Annotated in this window: 12 protein-coding genes; 5 read left to right on the plus strand and 7 right to left on the minus strand. The window is 72.5% G+C overall.

What is annotated here, in order from left to right; all coding sequences use genetic code 11:
* Positions 1 to 16 precede the first annotated feature (16 nt).
* The 3 genes from KYK13_RS30870 to KYK13_RS30880 form a co-directional block, all read right to left on the minus strand.
* The gene (locus tag KYK13_RS30870; RefSeq protein WP_223637016.1) at positions 17 to 1,540 is read right to left on the minus strand and encodes a hypothetical protein; all 1,524 of its coding nucleotides are present in this window, start codon (positions 1,538 to 1,540) and stop codon (positions 17 to 19) included.
* A gap of 323 nt (positions 1,541 to 1,863) precedes the next feature.
* Positions 1,864 to 3,309 (minus strand): hypothetical protein, encoded by a 1,446-nt coding sequence (locus KYK13_RS30875; RefSeq protein ID WP_223637019.1) that lies wholly within the window; start codon positions 3,307 to 3,309, stop codon positions 1,864 to 1,866.
* Positions 3,310 to 3,417: 108 nt separating this feature from the next.
* Positions 3,418 to 4,608: a substrate-binding domain-containing protein gene (locus tag KYK13_RS30880; protein WP_223637023.1), complete on the minus strand. Its 1,191-nt coding sequence runs from the start codon at positions 4,606 to 4,608 to the stop codon at positions 3,418 to 3,420.
* Between the two features lie 151 nt (positions 4,609 to 4,759).
* Between KYK13_RS30880 and KYK13_RS30885 the strand changes: the two genes are divergently transcribed.
* On the plus strand, positions 4,760 to 5,599 hold the full coding sequence (locus tag KYK13_RS30885) for a hypothetical protein (protein ID WP_223637026.1): 840 nt from the start codon (positions 4,760 to 4,762) through the stop codon (positions 5,597 to 5,599).
* Positions 5,600 to 5,628: 29 nt separating this feature from the next.
* Here KYK13_RS30885 and KYK13_RS30890 read toward each other — a convergent pair whose 3' ends face one another.
* The 3 genes from KYK13_RS30890 to eis form a co-directional block, all read right to left on the minus strand.
* Entirely contained in the window at positions 5,629 to 6,489 is an 861-nt protein-coding gene (locus tag KYK13_RS30890) for a WGR domain-containing protein (RefSeq protein WP_223637029.1), read from the minus strand.
* Between the two features lie 11 nt (positions 6,490 to 6,500).
* Entirely contained in the window at positions 6,501 to 7,475 is a 975-nt protein-coding gene (locus KYK13_RS30895) for an NAD(P)-dependent oxidoreductase (protein ID WP_223637031.1), read from the minus strand.
* 74 nt (positions 7,476 to 7,549) lie between these two features.
* Positions 7,550 to 8,737 (minus strand): enhanced intracellular survival protein Eis, encoded by a 1,188-nt coding sequence (gene eis, locus KYK13_RS30900; protein ID WP_223637034.1) that lies wholly within the window; start codon positions 8,735 to 8,737, stop codon positions 7,550 to 7,552.
* A 434-nt stretch (positions 8,738 to 9,171) separates the two neighbouring features.
* Between eis and KYK13_RS30905 the strand changes: the two genes are divergently transcribed.
* Positions 9,172 to 10,809, plus strand: coding sequence for a PAS domain-containing sensor histidine kinase (locus tag KYK13_RS30905; RefSeq protein WP_223637036.1), 1,638 nt, complete (start codon positions 9,172 to 9,174; stop codon positions 10,807 to 10,809).
* On the opposite strand, the gene KYK13_RS30910 is transcribed toward KYK13_RS30905, so the two are convergent.
* Positions 10,751 to 12,313 (minus strand): GspE/PulE family protein, encoded by a 1,563-nt coding sequence (locus tag KYK13_RS30910; RefSeq protein WP_223637038.1) that lies wholly within the window; start codon positions 12,311 to 12,313, stop codon positions 10,751 to 10,753. The genes KYK13_RS30905 and KYK13_RS30910 overlap by 59 nt on opposite strands.
* Before the next feature lie 90 nt (positions 12,314 to 12,403).
* On the opposite strand from KYK13_RS30910, the gene KYK13_RS30915 reads away from it, so the two are divergent.
* The 3 genes from KYK13_RS30915 to KYK13_RS30925 are packed head-to-tail and all read left to right on the plus strand — an operon-like array spanning position 12,404 to position 16,898.
* Positions 12,404 to 12,565 (plus strand): hypothetical protein, encoded by a 162-nt coding sequence (locus tag KYK13_RS30915; RefSeq protein ID WP_223637040.1) that lies wholly within the window; start codon positions 12,404 to 12,406, stop codon positions 12,563 to 12,565.
* Positions 12,562 to 15,516, plus strand: coding sequence for a sensor histidine kinase (locus tag KYK13_RS30920; protein ID WP_223637042.1), 2,955 nt, complete (start codon positions 12,562 to 12,564; stop codon positions 15,514 to 15,516). Before KYK13_RS30915 ends, KYK13_RS30920 begins: the two co-directional genes overlap by 4 nt.
* Entirely contained in the window at positions 15,513 to 16,898 is a 1,386-nt protein-coding gene (locus tag KYK13_RS30925; RefSeq protein ID WP_223637044.1) for a sigma-54 dependent transcriptional regulator, read from the plus strand. Before KYK13_RS30920 ends, KYK13_RS30925 begins: the two co-directional genes overlap by 4 nt.
* Positions 16,899 to 16,990: the final 92 nt, after the last annotated feature.

Consider the following 16,990-nt stretch of genomic DNA (forward strand, 5'->3'; position numbering starts at 1 on the left):
AGGGAGGCCGGCCGCGCTACAGCCGAACGCGGAGAATGGAGTTCGACACCGTCCTGTCGGCGTTCTGCTTCATCATGTCCAGGTAGAGCGCGGGCGGATGGTCGCGCACGATGGCGGCGCCATGCTCCACCGGGACTCCGTCCAGCGCGCCCAGGTCCACGACCTGCATGCGGTCCCACGTCACCAGATGATCCTGCAGGCGATACAGCAGGCGGGGCCCCGGGACGAACACCATTGGCGCGGCGGGAGACGGGCCCTGCTGGAGGAGCGACCACCCTGGGCGGACGCCCCTTTGAGCCCACTCCAGATGGAGATACGGCAGCGGCCGCGGATCCTGAATCAAGACCGCCGTATCCGTGAAGCCTTCAGAGAAGGCAGGGCCCAGCGTGAGGACCGGCGGATCGGTATAGTAGGCGGGGCCCACATACGGAGGCACTTCGGTGATCAGGTCGCCCGAGGCGTCCCGGAACGAGTTGGCCCTGCTCGGGGGGCACACGACGGCGGGGCAGGGGTCCACGCGGCAGAAGAGAACGGGCTGCTCCCCCATCCGGGCCTCCCAGCAGGTGCTGATGTTTGCCTTCAGCTGGCAGCCCTGCTCGGTGCAAGCATGAAGATCATGTCCGAGCGGCACCTGCGGGGGCTGCGATTCCGAATACGGGCCCTCGATGTTCACGAAGACGTGCACCTCATCCATCATGATGGGCGTGGAGATGAGTTTCCACGGAGGCAGCTTGGCGTCCTGCCAGGTCTGCTCCCACAGCAGCGTGCCCGTGGCCGTGTCAAAAAGCAGGACCTTCCCCTCCGCGGACCAGCCATAGCGCGTGCCCTGCGGCGAGATGAAAGGCTTGCCGGGCAGCTCCCCCAGGTCCGTGACCCCGCCTGTCGCCGCATCCACCAGCCAGGTCTTCGTCCCGTCCGCGAGCAACAGGGTCGGCCCACCCGCGTGCAGCTCCGGCGCTCCGCCCTCGACCTGGACTGGCCGGATTGGCGCGCAGTTGCCGGGCCGGCACGTCGCCGTCCGCACCACGAACAGGGACGTCACGCCCGCGCCCTCCTCTTCGAGGAAGGCGGCGTAGCTCAACGCCGCGTCATGGACCACGGCCCCCCGCGAGCGGAGCGTGAGGGGGATGGCGCTGGACGTCCCGGGCCGCCACAACCAGACGCTTCGCAGCCCCTCCGCCGCCTGACTCCACAGCAGCGCGGCGCTTCCGTCGCTCGCGACGTGCACGGCCTCCGCCCGGTCCGCGATGCGCACGGCTTCGCCTTCCGGCAGCGCCTGCGCGTAGGTGCCATCCGCCCGGAGCGAGATGAGGTAGGTCTGCCGCGCATCCACCGCCAGCAGCCGCGCATCCTGCGTCACCGTCGAAAACACGGCCCCCGCGTCCGCCTGCGTTCCCGCGTCCTCCTCCGTGCCCCCATCCACCTCCGTGCCCGCGTCCTCTTCCGTGCCTGCGTCCACCTCCGGGCCCGCGTCTCCACCCCCTCCCGGCCCCGGCCGGCATGCGGCCAGGCTCAGCCCCAGCAACAGCAACCCCAGCATCTTCCAGCTGTTTCCGGCAAATGAACGGCATTCAGGCAATACCATACGCACCCTCTCTGCCATAAAAGGCGAACACCCACGGCCGGCTCCGCGGAATGGACAGCAGTTCCATAGGAGAGAATCTCCAGCTACCGCACACAATGACAGACACGCCAGTGCCTGACCAGGGAACCGCATCACTTCTCAGCACACGAAGCGCTGAATGACAGTCGATGCGATTCAGCCCTTCAACCGCCCCTCGATCCCGTTCAGGTAGAGCGCGGGCGGCTCCCTCCGGAAGAGGGAGCCGCGGGGATGGCTCCGCGCTGTCGGGCCCCGCTGGATTACGGCAGCGCTGCCCGGATGACGGCCGGGGCGCCGCCCGGGCCCTGGCTCACGGTCAGGTACAGCGCCAGCGGGTTGTCCCGCACCTTGGGAGACAGCGGGTTTGAGTAGGGTGGCCCCTCCAGCACCGCCACGTCGGACACGGCCGCGCCATCCCAGAGCGACAGCCGGTGTCCGGCCTTGCCGTCCGCGGTCGTCACCGTTCGGGCGAACAGCACCTGGCGGGCGCCGGGCGTGAACATGAACAGGTTGGAATCCGCCAGTCCTTCCAACGGCGACTGGAGCGTCCCTTCCGGCGACCGCCACCACAGCGTGTCCACCTTCGCGCCGTCCCGGGTCTCGCGCGTGGTCCAGGCCTGGCGCTGGAGGTCCGCGCTGAAGGCGGGGTACACCGAGGACTGACTGGCCGTCGCGGTGTCGATGAGCGTGCGTCCCAAACCATCCAGGTACGCCGCTTCCGAGCGGCAGAAGTCCGGCGAGGGGCATCGGTTGATGAGACACACCACCGCGCCCGGGCTGCCCTCCCAGCTCCGGCAGACACCGCCCTCCACGTCCCGGCAGCCCGTCGCATCGCAGGCGACCGAGCCGGTCTCCGGCGTGCGGTCCGCCTGGATGTTCACGATGACCGTTCCCGCGCCCGTCATGAAGGCGCTGGAGACATGCCAGTCCTTCCGCGTGGCCTCGTCCCGCCAGGCCTGTTCCCAGAGCAGTGCCCGCGTGGCCGTGTCGAACACCTGGAGGTGGTTCGCGGCGTCGAACAGGACATGGCGGGCACCATCCGGAGACAGGACAGGCTCGGCCTCCGTGGTCCCCAGCGCCGTGACGCCGCCGGACGACACGTCGGAGACGAGCCAGGCCTGACGGCCCTCCGAGACGAGCAGGGACCTTCCCCCCGCCTGGAAACGAACGTCCCGGGACGGACGCTCGATGGCGGTCCGGGGCGAACAGGACTGCGGCGTGCACGCGTCGGTCTGGACCACGCGCACGGAGTTCGTCCCCGACGCATCGTCGTATTCATTGAAGGCCACGAAGGACACGCCCGTGTCGTAGGCCACATTCCAGGCCCTGGAGGTCAGGGCAAGGGCCGCGTCCGTCCCGGGCCGCCAAAGCCAGACGCTCCGGGTCAGCCCATGGTCCTGCTGTGGACTCCAGAGCACCACCGCGCCGCCATCGCTCGCGATGACGGCCCGCTCGGCCTTGTCGGAAATCCGCGAGGGCGCGCCCTCGGGCAGCGGCTGCGCGTAGGTGCCGTCCGCGCGGACGGACAGGAGGAAGGTCTGTCGCGCATCCACCTCCAGCAGGGTCGCACCTTGCGCCACCGTCTGGACCGGAGCCCCCGCGTCCACCTCCGTGCCCGCGTCCCCCCCTCCGCCCGGGTCCGACCGACAGGCGGCCAGCCCCGCCCCCAGCAATACCAGACCCGCTGTCTTCCAGACGCTTCCCACGAATGAACGGCTTCCAGGCAATGTCATACGCTCCCTCCCTTTCATGGAAGGCATACGCTGACAGCCCGATTTCCTGGCGCGTGAACGACCGGCCCTGGAGTACGTCCCTCAGCGCCCCACGCCCATGCGCGTCCACAAATCCAGCAGCGTGCGCAAGACAGGCGGGTCTGGCACGTCCGCCGCGGGCGGCACGTCCACGCGGATGCCCTGCGCCGCCAGCCGCGTGAAGGGGTTGTCCGCGTCCGGCGTCCTCAGCGGCACGGAGGGGTCCGCCGGCCGGAAGCCGAACGACAGCGCCCGGGCCTGCACCTCCGGGCTGCGCAGGAAGGCCACCCACTCCAGCGCCGCCTCGCGCTGCTCGGGCGTCACCCAGTCCGCCTGGAGCACCGCCGCCGGATGGTCGCTCCACAGCGTCACCGGCGGATAGTCCACCCGCAGCGGCCCCCAGCGCCCCTCCGCCTGGCCCAGCTGCGCGATGGCCAGGCTCTCGTACACCAGCGCCAGGTCGTAGCGGGACGGGCCGTAGCGCACCAGGTCCGTCATGAACGTGCCCGTGGACGGCTCGAAGCGCGTCACGCCCCGCTCCAGCCCCTGGAGCCACGCCTGATAGGCCGGGTTCAGCAGGTCGCCCTCCTTCACGCCCGCGCGGCGGCCCAGGTACTCCAGCGTCGCGGACAGCAGCGCCTGCAGGCCGGAGTTGGACTTCGTGGGGTCCGTGTGGCCCAGCTTCACGAAGCCCCACTCCGGCGGGCCGCCCACCGCGGGCCAGCCCCGGTCGCTCGCCACCGCGCGCTGGAGCGTCTTCCACGACAGGGCCGCGCCCCCGCCCGCCTTGCGCAGCACCTCCATCCGGTCCTGCCAGCCCACGAACACCAGCGGGGTGATGACCAGCGGATGCGGCGCCGCGTCCCCCTGCGTGGCGAACAGCGGCCCGTGCGAGTCGTCCGTCTCCCAGTCCGCCGCGAGCATGCGCAGGACGGCGCTGTCCGCCGGACTCCACACCGTGGGCTTCTCCCGCCCCTCCAGGATGGCCCGCGCCGCCTCCAGCGAGCCACTCCCCACCAGCGTCACCCGCACGTGCGGGTGCGTCCGCTGGAAGTCCGCGAGCGCCGCCTCCACCCACGCCCGCTTCTCCGTGCTGTAGAGGAAGGTGATGTCCGTCACGCGCCGGCGCGACGGCGGCACGGAGTCCGCCTGCTCCGGCGCCGCCAGGTCGGGCGTCTCCGGCGTCGCCAGCAGGTAGGACACCCCCAGCGCCGCGGCCAGCACTCCAATGAGGAGGAGAATCCGGGGCTTCATGCTCCCCCTCGTACCCTGGGTCGCGGCCCCGGAAAGCCCGGCCGTACTTTTGTCACAACGCTGTCACTCACGACCTCTCCCCCGGCCGCTCGCCTTCCAGGGACCGTCCAGCGGGTTTGTAGGGACTCATCGGGCTGGCAGAATGGACCGGATGAAGACACTGGCACGAAGCATCGCGCTCCTGGGACTGGGAGCGGTGTCCGGGGGCTGCGCCGCGAAGCAGGCCCCTCCCGTCCAGCGCTACGCGCTGGGCATGTCCCGGGCGGAGTATCGGGATTACACGGGGGCGAAGGCGAGCCCCTGCGACTCGGAGCCGCGCTGGTTCCAGGACGAGCTGACGGCGGTGAACGGCCTGCTGGCGCGCTTCGTCAAGGAGACGGAGCAGGCCCTGGACCCGAAGGGGCTGGAGCACGAGAAGCAGCTGGAGCTGCTGCAAGAGGGCCTGCGCACGCTGCCCCCGGTGCTGAAGGTGCACGAGAACAACCTCCAGGCGCTGAAGTCCTGTGGCTTCCGGCGCGCGGGCGCGTTCCCGGACCTGGCCCAGCGCGGCGCGGCGCTGCTGGCGGAGGCGCGCGAGCGGATGGCGCTGGGGCCCCAGCTCCAGGCGGCCGAGGCGCTGCGCGAGGCCCAGAAGCAGTGGCGCGAGCAGGGCCCGGCCCGCGAGGCGAAGGCCAAGGAGACCTGGTGCCCGAAGCCCGCCAAGGTGGGGCAGCCGGACCTCTACTTCGCGCGGCAGCTGCCGGAGGGCGGACGCACCGAGTGGTTCTTCTGCGATGGCCACGTCGTGGAGAAGGCCGGCGACGCGGAGCCCACGCTGCTGAGCCCGGAGGGGCTGTCGAAGGCGGACCGCCGCCGGGTGCAGCCGAAGAAGTACCTGGACGCGGCGCTGGCCTACCCCGCGGAGGAGATGGACCGCGAGCCCACGGCCGCCTCCCTCCAGCAGAAGCCCGCCGCGTCCACGGACGGCAGCGCGGCGGAAGGCGCCCCCTGAGCAGGGGCGTGACGCGCGGACCTCCGCCGTCACGCTCCCAGCCGGGCGAGCCGCTTCGACAGGTGCGCGTCTCCGCTCGCGTCCACGCCGCCCACGAAGGCGGCGAGGGACTGGCCCACGCCGGACAGGTGGGCCTCCACGTGCGGCTTGAGCGCGGCCCAGCGCTTCGTCCATGCGTCCTCGGAGCCGTCGCGCAGGTCGGGGCGCTCGGTGAGGAGCGCCGTCACGCGCAGCGCCAGCTCCGGGTCGTTGAGCGTCCGCGCGGCGGCCACCCCCGGCGGCACCGAGCCCGCGGGCGCGGCCTTCCACATCTCCGCCGCGCGCTGGAAGGCCGCCACGTCCACCTGGGACAAGAGCCCCAGCGCGTGGCGCACCGGCAGCCGGCCTTCCGCCTTGGGCCCCACCACGTGGGCCATCAGCGCGGCGAAGGGGGCGGCCAGGGCCGGGTGCGCCGCGGGGTCCACGCCGCCCAGGGCGCGGAGCGCGTGGCGGGCCTTGCGCGCAAGCCGCGTCACCTTCCAGCTGGGCCCCTTGAGCTTCGACTGGAGCAGCGCGAGCGCGGACGCGGCGGCGGCCACGGCCTCCGGACCGGGCGTGGCGGGGGCCACGCGGCGCGGCAGCACGAGCGCGGGGGGCTGAGGCGCGGCGGCGGCCTTCGGGGGCGGCGCGGGCGGGGCCTCGCCGGAGGTCACCTCGGCGTAGCCCTCGCGCACCTTCTCCGCGACCTTCTTGTTGTACTCGCGCTGGGCGGCCTCCTCGTCCGGGAAGGCCTTCTCCTTGCGCTGTCCCGCGGTGCCGATGCGGCCGTAGGTGACGATGAAGGTGGTGCCCTGGAGCTCGGGCATCCAGAACTTGGAGCTGTTGCCGTCGACGAATTCGAACCTGCGCATGGACGCGGAGGTTACCCCACCTTCGCACCCAGTGCGCGCAGACCCTCCTCGCGCGAGACATGGCCCGTGTAGCCCAGCTCCGTCCGGGCCTTCTCGTCGCTGACCGTCACCTCCTGGCCCACGAGCAGGAGCTCCGTGCGCGACAGGGGCGGCGTACCCTTGAGGCCCAGGAGGTCCCAGACGAAGTCGCTGACCACGGCCACCGTCGCGGCCAGCGCGGTGGGCATGGACTTGTCGCCGGGCTCCACGCCCTGCGTCCTCAGGAGCGCGGTGACGAAGGCGCGGAACTCCACGGGCGGGCCGTCGGTGAGGAAGTACACCTGTCCGCCCTGCCCCTTCTCCGCGGCCAGGAGCATGCCCTCCACGGCGTTCTCCACGTGGCAGGTGGACGTCAGGTAGTGCCCGCCGCCCATCCAGCGGAAGCGCCCGGACTTCACCGCGGCCATCAGCTGCGGCAGCACCGTGGTGTCCCCCGGCCCCCAGACCATCCGGGGCCGCACGACGACGGTGGTGAGCTCCGGCGAGTTGACCTGGAGCACGCGCCGCTCGGCCTCGCCCTTGGTGGACGGGTACGGGCCCACGGGGCGCTGGGGCAGCGGGTGGGTTTCGCGGAGGTTCACCATGGGGCCGCCGTCCACGAGCACGGCCTCCGTGCTCACGTGCACGAAGCGCTTCACGCCGGCCGCGCGCGCCGCCTCCAGCACGGCCTCCGTGCCGCGCACGTTGGTTTCATAGAAGGCCGCGCGGGGGCCGGACATCTTCACGTGCGCGGCGGCGTGGAAGACGGTATCGCAGCCCTCCATGCCCGGGCGCAGGCGCTCCGGGTCGGTGAGGTCGCCCTCCCAGGGCTCGCCGCCCGCGGCCTGGACGGCCTGCGCGGCCTCGGGAGAGCGGGCCAGCGCACGCGCCGGCTCCCCGCGCTTCGCGAGCGCCGCGAGCAGGTGCCTTCCGACGAACCCCGAGCCACCGGTGACGAACGCGCGCACGTGTGAAGCCTCCCCTGTTCGAGGACGCCGCTCCTACCACTCCCGGCAGGGGCCGGGTAGTCCGCGCCCACGCGTCAGAACATGTCGCGCAGCGAGGGAGCCGGGCCTCCGAACAGGGCGCTGGCCGCGTCGAGCGAGGCGGCGTCCGCGGTCAGCATGCCCGCGAGTTGGAGCGCGCGGGGCGTGAGGAAGCCGGTGTAGAGCGGGGCCAGGGCGCGCACGTGCAGCTTCATGCGTCCCTCGCCGCCGGGCCGGACGCGGGCGACTCCGTCCGCCACCTCCAGCACGAAGCGCCCCTGGTTCTCCGGGAGGAGGTCGTCCTCCACGTCCAGGTGGAGCGCGCCGGAGAGGCCGGGGGCGAAGCCGCGCGCCTCCAGGGCCTTGGGGACATCCAGCAGGCGCGTCATCCAGTGCAGGGAGAGCTTCACCTGGTAGGTCTGTTCGCGCAGCAGCGCGAGGAGCGGCTCGTCCGCGCCGCCGAACCACATCACGTCCTGGGCCAGCGAGCGGTGGTCGCCGAGGAAGCGCAGCAGCCTTCGCGCGGCGGCGGGGGTGTTGGCGATGAGGTCCGTGAGCTTCAGCACCTGCCTGGGCACGGCGCCCTGGGGCGCGAGGCTGCGCACGAGGTACACGTAGCCTTCCATCCCGGAGGCGCCCTCCACGACGTAGCCGTAGGCGGTGTCGTTGCGCGGCGTGCGCACGCGCCGCCAGATGTAGCTCCCGCGGTCCAGCCAGCCGTGGTGCTGCGCGGCGAAGCGCCGGTAGCACGCCTCTACCGCCGCGTCCTCGTCCGAGCGCATGGGGCGCAGGGACAGCGAGCGCTCGCCCAGCTCCAGCGAGGCCGCGTCGACGTGGATTTCGTAGCGCGCGCCGGCGACCTCGTAGCCTACGCGACGGTAGAGCGGCTGGGTCGCGGGGTAGAGGACGGAGAGGGGGGCGCCCTCGTCGCGCATCTCGCGCAGGAAGCGATGGAAGAGGCGCGTGGCGGCGCCGGCGCCCCGGTGGGCGGGAGCGACGCCCACGCCGCCCACGCCGATGAGCGGCACCGCGCGGCCGCCGAGGAACTGGCCCATTCGGATGAGGGTGAGCGAGGCGGCCACGTCGCCGTTCACGCGCAGGATGCGCAGGGAGGACTCGGAGAAGTTCTTGCGCACCACGGTCTCGGAGTCCGCGAGCGGCAGGGCGAACGCCTGCGCGGTGATGTCCGCGACGGCGGTCAGCTCCTCTTCACTCCTCGGCGGCCCGTAGTCGTCCTTCTCCATCCCGCATCCCCTTGCTGGCGTCCGGGGGCGCAGCATGGCGCAGCGGATGGAGGCGCGGAAGACCGGAGGATCCGCGATCACTTCGTGGGCTTCGGGACCGCAAAGCTGTCGTTCATTCACGAGCCTCCACGCACGCGTTGCCAGCCCAGGCCGGAAGGAGAAGGCACGCGCACGTTCGACAACGTGTCGTCCGCCTGAGCTACGTCCGGCGCGAGCCCTAGCCGGGCCCGCCGCCCCTCCTTCCGGCTTGCCAGCGTCGGGTCCCGTATTGGACCTGGGACCAATGCGGCACCCGGCAATGGCGCGTTCTCCACACTGGGTGTGACCTTCCTCCCCGCTCGGAAGCCCGGTCTCCCAGCAGGGTTGGATGGTGGATGGATCCGCACACAGATCCTCCCCGAAGCCCCCGCACGGTGCGTTACGCTGGACAGTCTATGAGGAGTCCCCTGGACGACAGTCAGCATCCTGCGTCCGCCAGCGGTGGCGACATCGCGTACGCAGCCCCCCACGTGGCCCGGGACACGAGCGCACAGCTGCGCCTGTTCATCGACAGCGTGAGGGACTACGCCATCCTGACGCTGGACCCGGCGGGCCACATCATGAGCTGGAACGCCGGCGCCGAGCGCATCAACGGCTACCGGTCCGAGGAGATCCTCGGTCAGCACTTCAGCCTCTTCTATCCGCCCGAGGACATCGCCGGCGGCAAGCCCGAGCAGGACCTGGAGATCGTCACCCGCGAGGGCCGCCTGGAGGAGGAGGGCTGGCGCGTCCGCAAGGACCGCAGCCTCTTCTGGGCCAATGTCGTCATCACCGCGATGCGCGACCCGGAGGGCCAGCTCCTGGGCTATGGCCACGTGACGCGCGACTTCACCGAGCGCAAGCTCGCCCAGGAGCGCCTGCGGGAGAGCGAGGAGCGCTTCCGCCTGCTCGTCGCGCACATCCAGGACTACGCCATCTACATGCTCGACGCGGATGGCCGCGTCTCCACCTGGAACGCCGGCGCCGAGCGCTTCAAGCAATACAAGGCCGAGGAGATCATCGGCCAGCACTTCAGCCGCTTCTTCCCCCCGGAGGACGTGGCGCGGGGCAAGCCCTGGCACGCCCTCCAGGTGGCCGCCCGCGAGGGCCACTTCGAGGAGGAGGCGTGGCGCATCCGCAAGGACGGCAGCCTCTTCTGGGCCAGCGTCGTCCTCACCGCGCTGTACGACACGAAGGGCCAGCTCCGGGGCTTCGCCAAGGTGACGCGCGACATCACCGAGCGCAAACAGAACCAGGAGCGGCGCGAGCTGGAGATGCTCCGCGACGCCGTGCGCGCCCGGGACGAGTTCCTCTCCGTCGCCTCGCACGAGCTGAAGACGCCGCTCACCCCGCTGCAGCTCAAGCTCACGGCCCTCCTGCGCACCGTGGAGAACAATCCCTCCGCCACCCTGCCCGTGGAGCGCATCGCCCGCGACCTGGAGGTGGCCCGCCGGCAGGTGCGCAAGCTGTCCGACCTCATCGAGGACCTGCTGGACGTGTCGCGCATCAGCATGGGCCAGCTGCGGCTGAACCGGGCGACCATGGACCTGGCCTCGCTCGCGCGAGAGGTGGTGGCCCGCTACGCGCCCCAGTCCACGCAGGTGGGCTGCACCGTCACGGTGGACGCCCCCGCGCCCATCGAGGGCATCTGGGACCGCGCCCGGGTGGACCAGGTGATCACCAACCTGCTCACCAACGCGATCAAGTACGGCGCTGGCAAGCCCATCCACGTCCGCGTGCGGATGGAGTCGGGGCTCGCCGTGCTGAGCGTGCGCGACGAGGGCATCGGCATTCCGCACGAGGACCAGCCGCGCGTCTTCGAGCGCTTCGTGCGCGCCGTCTCCGAGCGCAACTACGGCGGCCTGGGGCTGGGCCTCTTCATCACCCAGCAGATCGTCGAGGCCCACGGCGGCGTGGTCCAGGTGCGCAGCGTCCCCGGCGAGGGCGCGACCTTCACCATGATGCTGCCTCCGGGGCCGGTCACCGAGCCGGACGTCACCCCGGAGCCGGAGACGCCTTCCGACCCTGACCCTGGCGCTCCTCCCGAGCCGTGACGATGTAGCGATAGGGCACCACGCGCGTCAGCTCGTGCAGCGTGGTGACCCCGTCCGCCACCTTCGCCAGCGCGTCCTCCACCAGCGTGCGGAAGCCCCTCGACCGGGCGTGCTGGCGCAGCTGGACGCCCGGCGCCCCGGTGGCGATGAGCAGCTGGAGCTCCGGATCCACCACCAGCAGCTCGAAGAGCCCCACGCGCCCCTTGAAGCCCGTGTGGCGGCACGCATCGCAGCCCTGCCCCGCCCGGGGCCGCACGCCGTCCAGGAGCGGCCCCAGCAGCGCCAGCTGGTCCGCCGTGGGCGTGGCGGGCGCGGAGCACCCCGGGCAGATGCGGCGCACCAGCCGCTGCGCCAGCACCGCGAGCAGCGCCTCCGCGATGTCGCCGTCCTCCAGCTTCAGCCCGCGCAGGCGGCTCACCGCGCCAATGGCATCCGCCGTGTGCAGCGTGCCCAGCACCACGTGCCCCGTGGCCGCCGCCATCAACGCGGTGCTGCCCGTCTCCAGGTCGCGGATCTCCCCCACCAGCATCACGTTGGGGTCCTGCCGCAGGAGCGCGCGCAAGAGCGTCAGGTGCGGCATCTGCGGCGACACCTGCTTCTGGTTCACCTTGGGGACCACGTACTCAATGGGGTCCTCCGCGGTGATGATTTTCTTGCGCCCGTCGTTGAGCCGCGCCAGCGCCGCGTACAGCGTCGTCGTCTTGCCGCTGCCCGTGGGGCCCGTCACCAGCACCAGCCCTTCCGGGTTGCCCAACAGCCGCAGCACCGTCGCCCGCACCTCCGGCGTCATCCCCAGCTTCTCCACCGGCACCAGGCCCACCGTGGCGTCGAGCAGGCGGATGACCACGTCCTCGCCCGCCGGAGCGGGCACCACGCTCACGCGGAAGTCCACGAACTTGCGCCCCGCCTCGCTTTCGTAAAGAGCGCGCACGCGGCCGTCCTGGGGCCGCCGCTTCTCCGCGATGTCGAGCCCCGCCATCACCTTGATGCGGCTGACCACCTCCGGCAGCGAGTCCGGGGAGATGTCCGTGTACGTCTGGTGGAGGATGCCGTCGATGCGATAGCGCAGGTCCACGTCGTCCGTGTAGCTCTCCAGGTGGATGTCGGACGCGTTCTGCGTCACCGCCACCGTGAGCACGTGGTTCACCAGCTCCACGGCCGTGGGGGCGTGGGACAGCGGCGTGCCCGCCTTCAGCACCACGTCCACCGACGCGTGCACGCCCGCGCCGAAGCCCACCTCCAGCGCGGAGTCGATTTCATAGCGGTTGAGCTTCACCGCGCGCACCGGCCGGCGCAGGAAGTCCTCGATGCGGCGGCGCACGGAGAGGTCCTCCGGGTCCAGCATCGCCACCGTCACGGCCTCCGTGTCGTTGCCCGCGTCCACCTTCCCCATCACCGCGACCCCCAGGCGCCGGCAGAAGGACTCGGGCAGCAGGCGCAGCGAGTCGCGGTCCAACGTGAACTGGGGCAGTTCGGAGAACGGGGGCACGTCCGGGGGAGCCATGACCCGCCGGCTTATCATGGTGCCCCCTCGCGGCCGCCCGGGGCTGCTATCCTCCCAGGCATGTCGCGGCCTCCCGCGGACCCTCCCGCCATGCCGTCGCTGCTGGTGTTCGCCGTGGCGGTGCTGTTGTTCGGCTCGCCGCTGCGCCGGCTGTGGCTGGCGGAAGGAGCCCCCGCCGCGCTCCCCTTCGTCGTGTGGCTGGGCGTCATCGCCCTGGGCGGATGGGTGGCGCACCGGAGCCTGCGTCCATGACGCTGGGGCTGGGCCCGCTCGTCATCGCCTCCGTGGCCTACCTGGGCGCGCTGTTCCTGGTGGCCTACGCGGCGGAGAAGGGCCGCATCTCCTCCCGCATCACCCAGCACCCGCTGACGTACGCGCTGGCCCTGGGCGTGTACGCCACGTCCTGGTCCTACTTCGGCAGCGTGGGCTACGCGGCCCGCCACGGCTTCCGCTACCTGGGCATCTACCTGGGCCTCACGCTCGCGTGCCTGCTGGCCCCCGTGCTGTGGCGCCCGCTGCTCAGGCTGACGCGCGAGCTGCAGCTCACGTCGCTCGCGGACCTGCTCGCCTTCCGCTACCCCGGCCAGGTGACGGGCACGGCGGTGACGCTGTTCGCGCTGGCCGGCAGCCTGCCCTACCTGGCGCTCCAGATTCGCGCCGTCGTGGAGTCCGCGCGCCTCTTGAGCCCCGCCGCGGCCCCCGCGCTGGTGGGGCCGGGCTTCTGCGGCGTGCTCATCGTCTTCTCCCTCCTCTTCGGCGCGCGCCACCCCGCTCCGCGCGAACGGCATGAAGGGCTGATGCTGGCCATCGCCTTCGAGTCCGGCGTGAAGCTGCTGGCGCTGCTCATCGTCGCGGGCTGGTGCGTGATGTCCGTCTTCGGCGGCCTGGGCGGGCTCGATGCCTGGCTCACCCGCCACCCGGAGGCGGTGGAGGCGCTCCAGCGCCCCGCGCGCGACGCGTCCTGGGCGCCGCTCCTGGTGCTCTCCACCATCGCCGCCTTCCTCACGCCGCGGCAGTACCACGTGGCCTTCACCGAGGCGCCGGAGCGCGACGGGCTGGCCACCGTCGCGTGGGCCTTCCCGCTGCTGATGCTGCTCATCAACGTGGCGGTGCCCGTGCTGCTGTGGTCCGGCGAGGCGCTGGGCCTGCCCTGGCCCGCGGACTTCCACGTCCTCTCCGTGCCCGCCGCGAAGGGCGCGCCGCTGCTGGCGCTCATCGCCTTCCTGGGCGGCGTGTCCGCGGCGAGCGCGATGGTCATCGTCACCACGCTGGCGCTCGCGCCCATGTGCCTCACGCACCTGGTGCTGCCGCTGGGCACCGCGCGCGGGCGGGACGACCTCTACGGGTGGCTCTTGTGGGCCCGGCGCGTGCTCATCGCCGCCGTCATCCTCGCGGGCTACGGCTTCTTCCGGCTGCTGGACACGCGCACGACGGGCCTGGTGGACCTGGGGCTCGTGTCCTTCGTGGCCACCGCGCAGTTCGCGCCGGGCGTGCTGGGGCTCCTGACCTGGCCCAAGGCCACGCGCGCGGGGCTGCTCGCGGGGCTCTTCGCGGGCGGCACGACGTGGGCCCTCACGCTGCTGGCCCCGCTGTGGGAGCCCCCCTCGCTGGTGGCGTGGACCAACCAGCTCTCCGTGAAGCTGGGCTTCAGCGCGGAAGAGCCCTGGGGCTTCGCCACCTTCACCTCGCTGGCGCTCAACGGGCTGTGCTTCGTGGCGGTGTCGCTCACCACGCGCCAGTCCGCGGAGGAGCGGGAGGCCGCGCGGGTGTGCGCGCGCGAGGCGCCGGGGCTCGCGGAGGGCAGCGTGGCGGCCAGCTCGCCCGACGAGTTCCGCCGGCAGCTGGAGCCCGTGCTGGGCGCGCAGGTGGCCGCCGCGGAGGTGGACCGCGCCCGCGAGGCGCTGGAGCTGTCCCCCGACGAGCGCCGCCCCGCGGAGCTGCGCCGCCTGCGCGACGGCGTGGAGCGCAACCTCTCCGGCCTCATCGGTCCGGTGCTGGCGCGGCTCGCGGTGGGGGAAGCGCTGCGGCTGGACCCGGGCGCGCGCACGGCCCTGGCGGATCAGCTGCGCTTCGTGGAGGAGCGGCTGCGCGACGCGCGCGACATGCGCGGCCCCTTGCGCGAGCTGGAGGTCGTGCGCCGCTACCTCTACCGCATCCTGGAGGACCTGCCCCTGGGCGTGTGCGCCATGGGCCCGGACGGCGAGGTCGTCATCTGGAACGCCGCGCTGGAGGCGCTGTCCGGCGTGCCCATGGACTCCGCGCGGGGGCAGCCGCTCGCCCGGCTACCGGAGCCCTGGGGGCCCCTGTTCTCGGAGCTCGCGCGGGCCCCCAGCGGCGACGACGAGGCGCGCGTCACGGTGGGCGGCAGGCCCCGCTCGCTGCGGCTGCACCGCTCGCGGCTGGCGCCCGCGGAGGGGGCCGGCGGCGGGGAGACGGGCATGACGTTCCTGGTGGAGGACTGGACGGAGCGCAAGGCGGTGGACGCGCGGCTCGCGCACCAGGACCGGCTCGCGTCGCTGGGCCGCGTGGCCGCGGGCGTGGCGCATGAGATTGGCAACCCGCTCACCGCCATCGCCAGCATCAGCCAGAACCTCAAGTACGAGCTGGAGGATCCGGAGGCCGTGCGCGAGCGCGTGGGGCTCATCCTCCAGCAGTGCCGCCGCATCGACGCCATCGTCCGGGCGCTCGTGGGCTTCGGCCACGCGGGCACCGTGGGCGGCGAGTCCCGGCCCTTCACGCGCGTGGCGGTGGGCCCGCTGCTCGCGGAGGCCGCGCAGCTGGCCCGGCTGTCGCGCAAGGCACGCGACGTGGCCTGCACGCACCAGAGTCCAGAAGGGCTGGACGTGCGCGGGGACGCGCAGCGGCTGGAGCAGGTGCTGGTGAACCTCTTGACCAACGCCATCGACGCGTCGCCCGCGGGCTCGCGCGTGGAGCTGTGGGCGGAAGCCTCGGGAGACCAGGTGCGCATCCAGGTGGAGGACCGGGGGCACGGCATCGCCCCGGAGCTGTCGCAACGCATCTTCGAGCCGTTCTTCACCACCAAGCAGCCCGGCGAAGGCACCGGCCTGGGCCTCCCCCTGGTGGAGGGCATCGTGCGCGAGCACGGCGGCGCGCTGCGCATCGAGGGCCGCCAGGGCGGCGGCACCCGCGTGACGCTCACCCTGCCCCGCGCGGAAACGCTGAAGCAGGAGGCCTCCGCATGAGCCGCATCCTGGTCATCGAGGACGAACCCATCATCCGCACGGAGCTGCGACGGCTGCTCACCCGCGCGGGCCACGACGTGGCGGAAGCGGGCGCCGTGCCGGAGGCCGCCGCCGGGCACGCGCTCGACGCCTTCGACCTGGTCATCTCCGACTTGCGGCTGCCCGGGCCGCCGGGCACGGACATCATCGCGCTGTGTCCGGGCGTGCCCGTGCTCATCATGACCAGCTTCGCCACGGTGAAGTCCGCCGTGGACGCGATGAAGCTGGGCGCGGTGGACTACATCGCGAAGCCCTTCGACCACGACGAGCTGCTGCTCCAGGTGGAGCGCGTGCTGCGCGAGGGCCGCCTCACCCGGCAGAACGCCGCCCTCAAGCGCGAGGTGGAGCAGACCTGGTATCCGGGCGGCATGGTGGGCAACTCCCCCGCCATGCGCGACGTGTTCGAGCGCGTACGCAAGGTGGCCCCGTCCGCCGCCACCGTGCTGGTGCTCGGTGAGTCCGGCACCGGCAAGGAGCTGGTCGCCCGCGCCGTCCACGCGCAGAGCCCGCGCGCGGAAGGGCCCCTCGTCGCGGTCAACTGCGCCGCCATCCCCGAGGGCCTCCTGGAGAGCGAGCTGTTCGGCCATGAGAAGGGCGCGTTCACCGGCGCGCAGGCCGCGCACGCGGGCCTGGTGGAGGCCGCGCACGGCGGCACGCTCTTCCTGGACGAGATTGGAGAACTGCCCGCGCCCGCGCAGGCGCGCCTGTTGCGCATGCTCCAGGACGGCGAGGTGCGGCGGGTGGGCGCCACGCGCTCGCGCAAGGTGGACGTGCGCATCCTCGCGGCCACGCACCGCGACCTGCCCCGCCGCGTTCAAGAGGGCCTGTTCCGCCAGGACCTCTACTTCCGCCTGCGCGTCGTCGAAATCCGCCTGCCGCCCCTGCGCGAGCGCGGCGAGGACGTGCCCGCGCTGGCGAAGCACCTGCTGGAGCGCGCCAGCCGCCGCATCGGACGCCCACCCGCGTCGCTGTCTCCGGACGCGCTGGCCGCCATCGCCCAGCACCCGTGGCCCGGCAACGTGCGCGAATTGGAGAACGCCATCGAGCGCGCGGTCATCCTCGCGGACGGGCCACTCATCACCGCCGACCTGCTGGCGCTGGAGCCCCCCGGCGGACCGGGCGCGGACAGCGGCCCCCCCGCGCTGGAGGAGACGGACTTCCCGCCCGTCCCGGCCAGTGAGGACCCCCGCTCGCCGGACTCCATGGAGGAGTACTTCCGCCGCTTCGTGCTGGAGCACCAGGACCGCATGGGCGAGACGGAGCTTGCGCGCCGGCTGGGCATCAGCCGCAAGACGCTCTGGGAGAAGCGCCAGCGGCTGGGCATCCCCCGCACCCGCGCCTGAGGCGCCCGACGCGTCGACGCGCCCCCGCTTCGACGCGTCGATATCCGTCGAAGGCCCGCCCCCGCGCCCCGCTCCAGAGGGAGGGGCCCCAG

The organism is Corallococcus sp. EGB, from assembly GCF_019968905.1.
In the GTDB taxonomy this organism is placed as follows: domain Bacteria; phylum Myxococcota; class Myxococcia; order Myxococcales; family Myxococcaceae; genus Corallococcus.

Bases quoted from the DNA above. Each gene is read 5' to 3' on its own strand.
- KYK13_RS30870 (WP_223637016.1), bottom strand. From the start codon at position 1,540: ATGCTGGGGTTGCTGTTGCTGGGGCTGAGCCTGGCCGCATGCCGGCCG.
- KYK13_RS30880 (WP_223637023.1), bottom strand. From the start codon at position 4,608: ATGAAGCCCCGGATTCTCCTCCTCATTGGAGTGCTGGCCGCGGCGCTG.
- KYK13_RS30885 (WP_223637026.1), top strand. From the start codon at position 4,760: ATGAAGACACTGGCACGAAGCATCGCGCTCCTGGGACTGGGAGCGGTG.
- KYK13_RS30890 (WP_223637029.1), bottom strand. From the start codon at position 6,489: ATGCGCAGGTTCGAATTCGTCGACGGCAACAGCTCCAAGTTCTGGATG.
- eis (WP_223637034.1), bottom strand. From the start codon at position 8,737: ATGGAGAAGGACGACTACGGGCCGCCGAGGAGTGAAGAGGAGCTGACC.
- KYK13_RS30905 (WP_223637036.1), top strand. From the start codon at position 9,172: ATGAGGAGTCCCCTGGACGACAGTCAGCATCCTGCGTCCGCCAGCGGT.
- KYK13_RS30910 (WP_223637038.1), bottom strand. From the start codon at position 12,313: ATGGCTCCCCCGGACGTGCCCCCGTTCTCCGAACTGCCCCAGTTCACG.
- KYK13_RS30915 (WP_223637040.1), top strand. From the start codon at position 12,404: ATGCCGTCGCTGCTGGTGTTCGCCGTGGCGGTGCTGTTGTTCGGCTCG.
- KYK13_RS30920 (WP_223637042.1), top strand. From the start codon at position 12,562: ATGACGCTGGGGCTGGGCCCGCTCGTCATCGCCTCCGTGGCCTACCTG.
- KYK13_RS30925 (WP_223637044.1), top strand. From the start codon at position 15,513: ATGAGCCGCATCCTGGTCATCGAGGACGAACCCATCATCCGCACGGAG.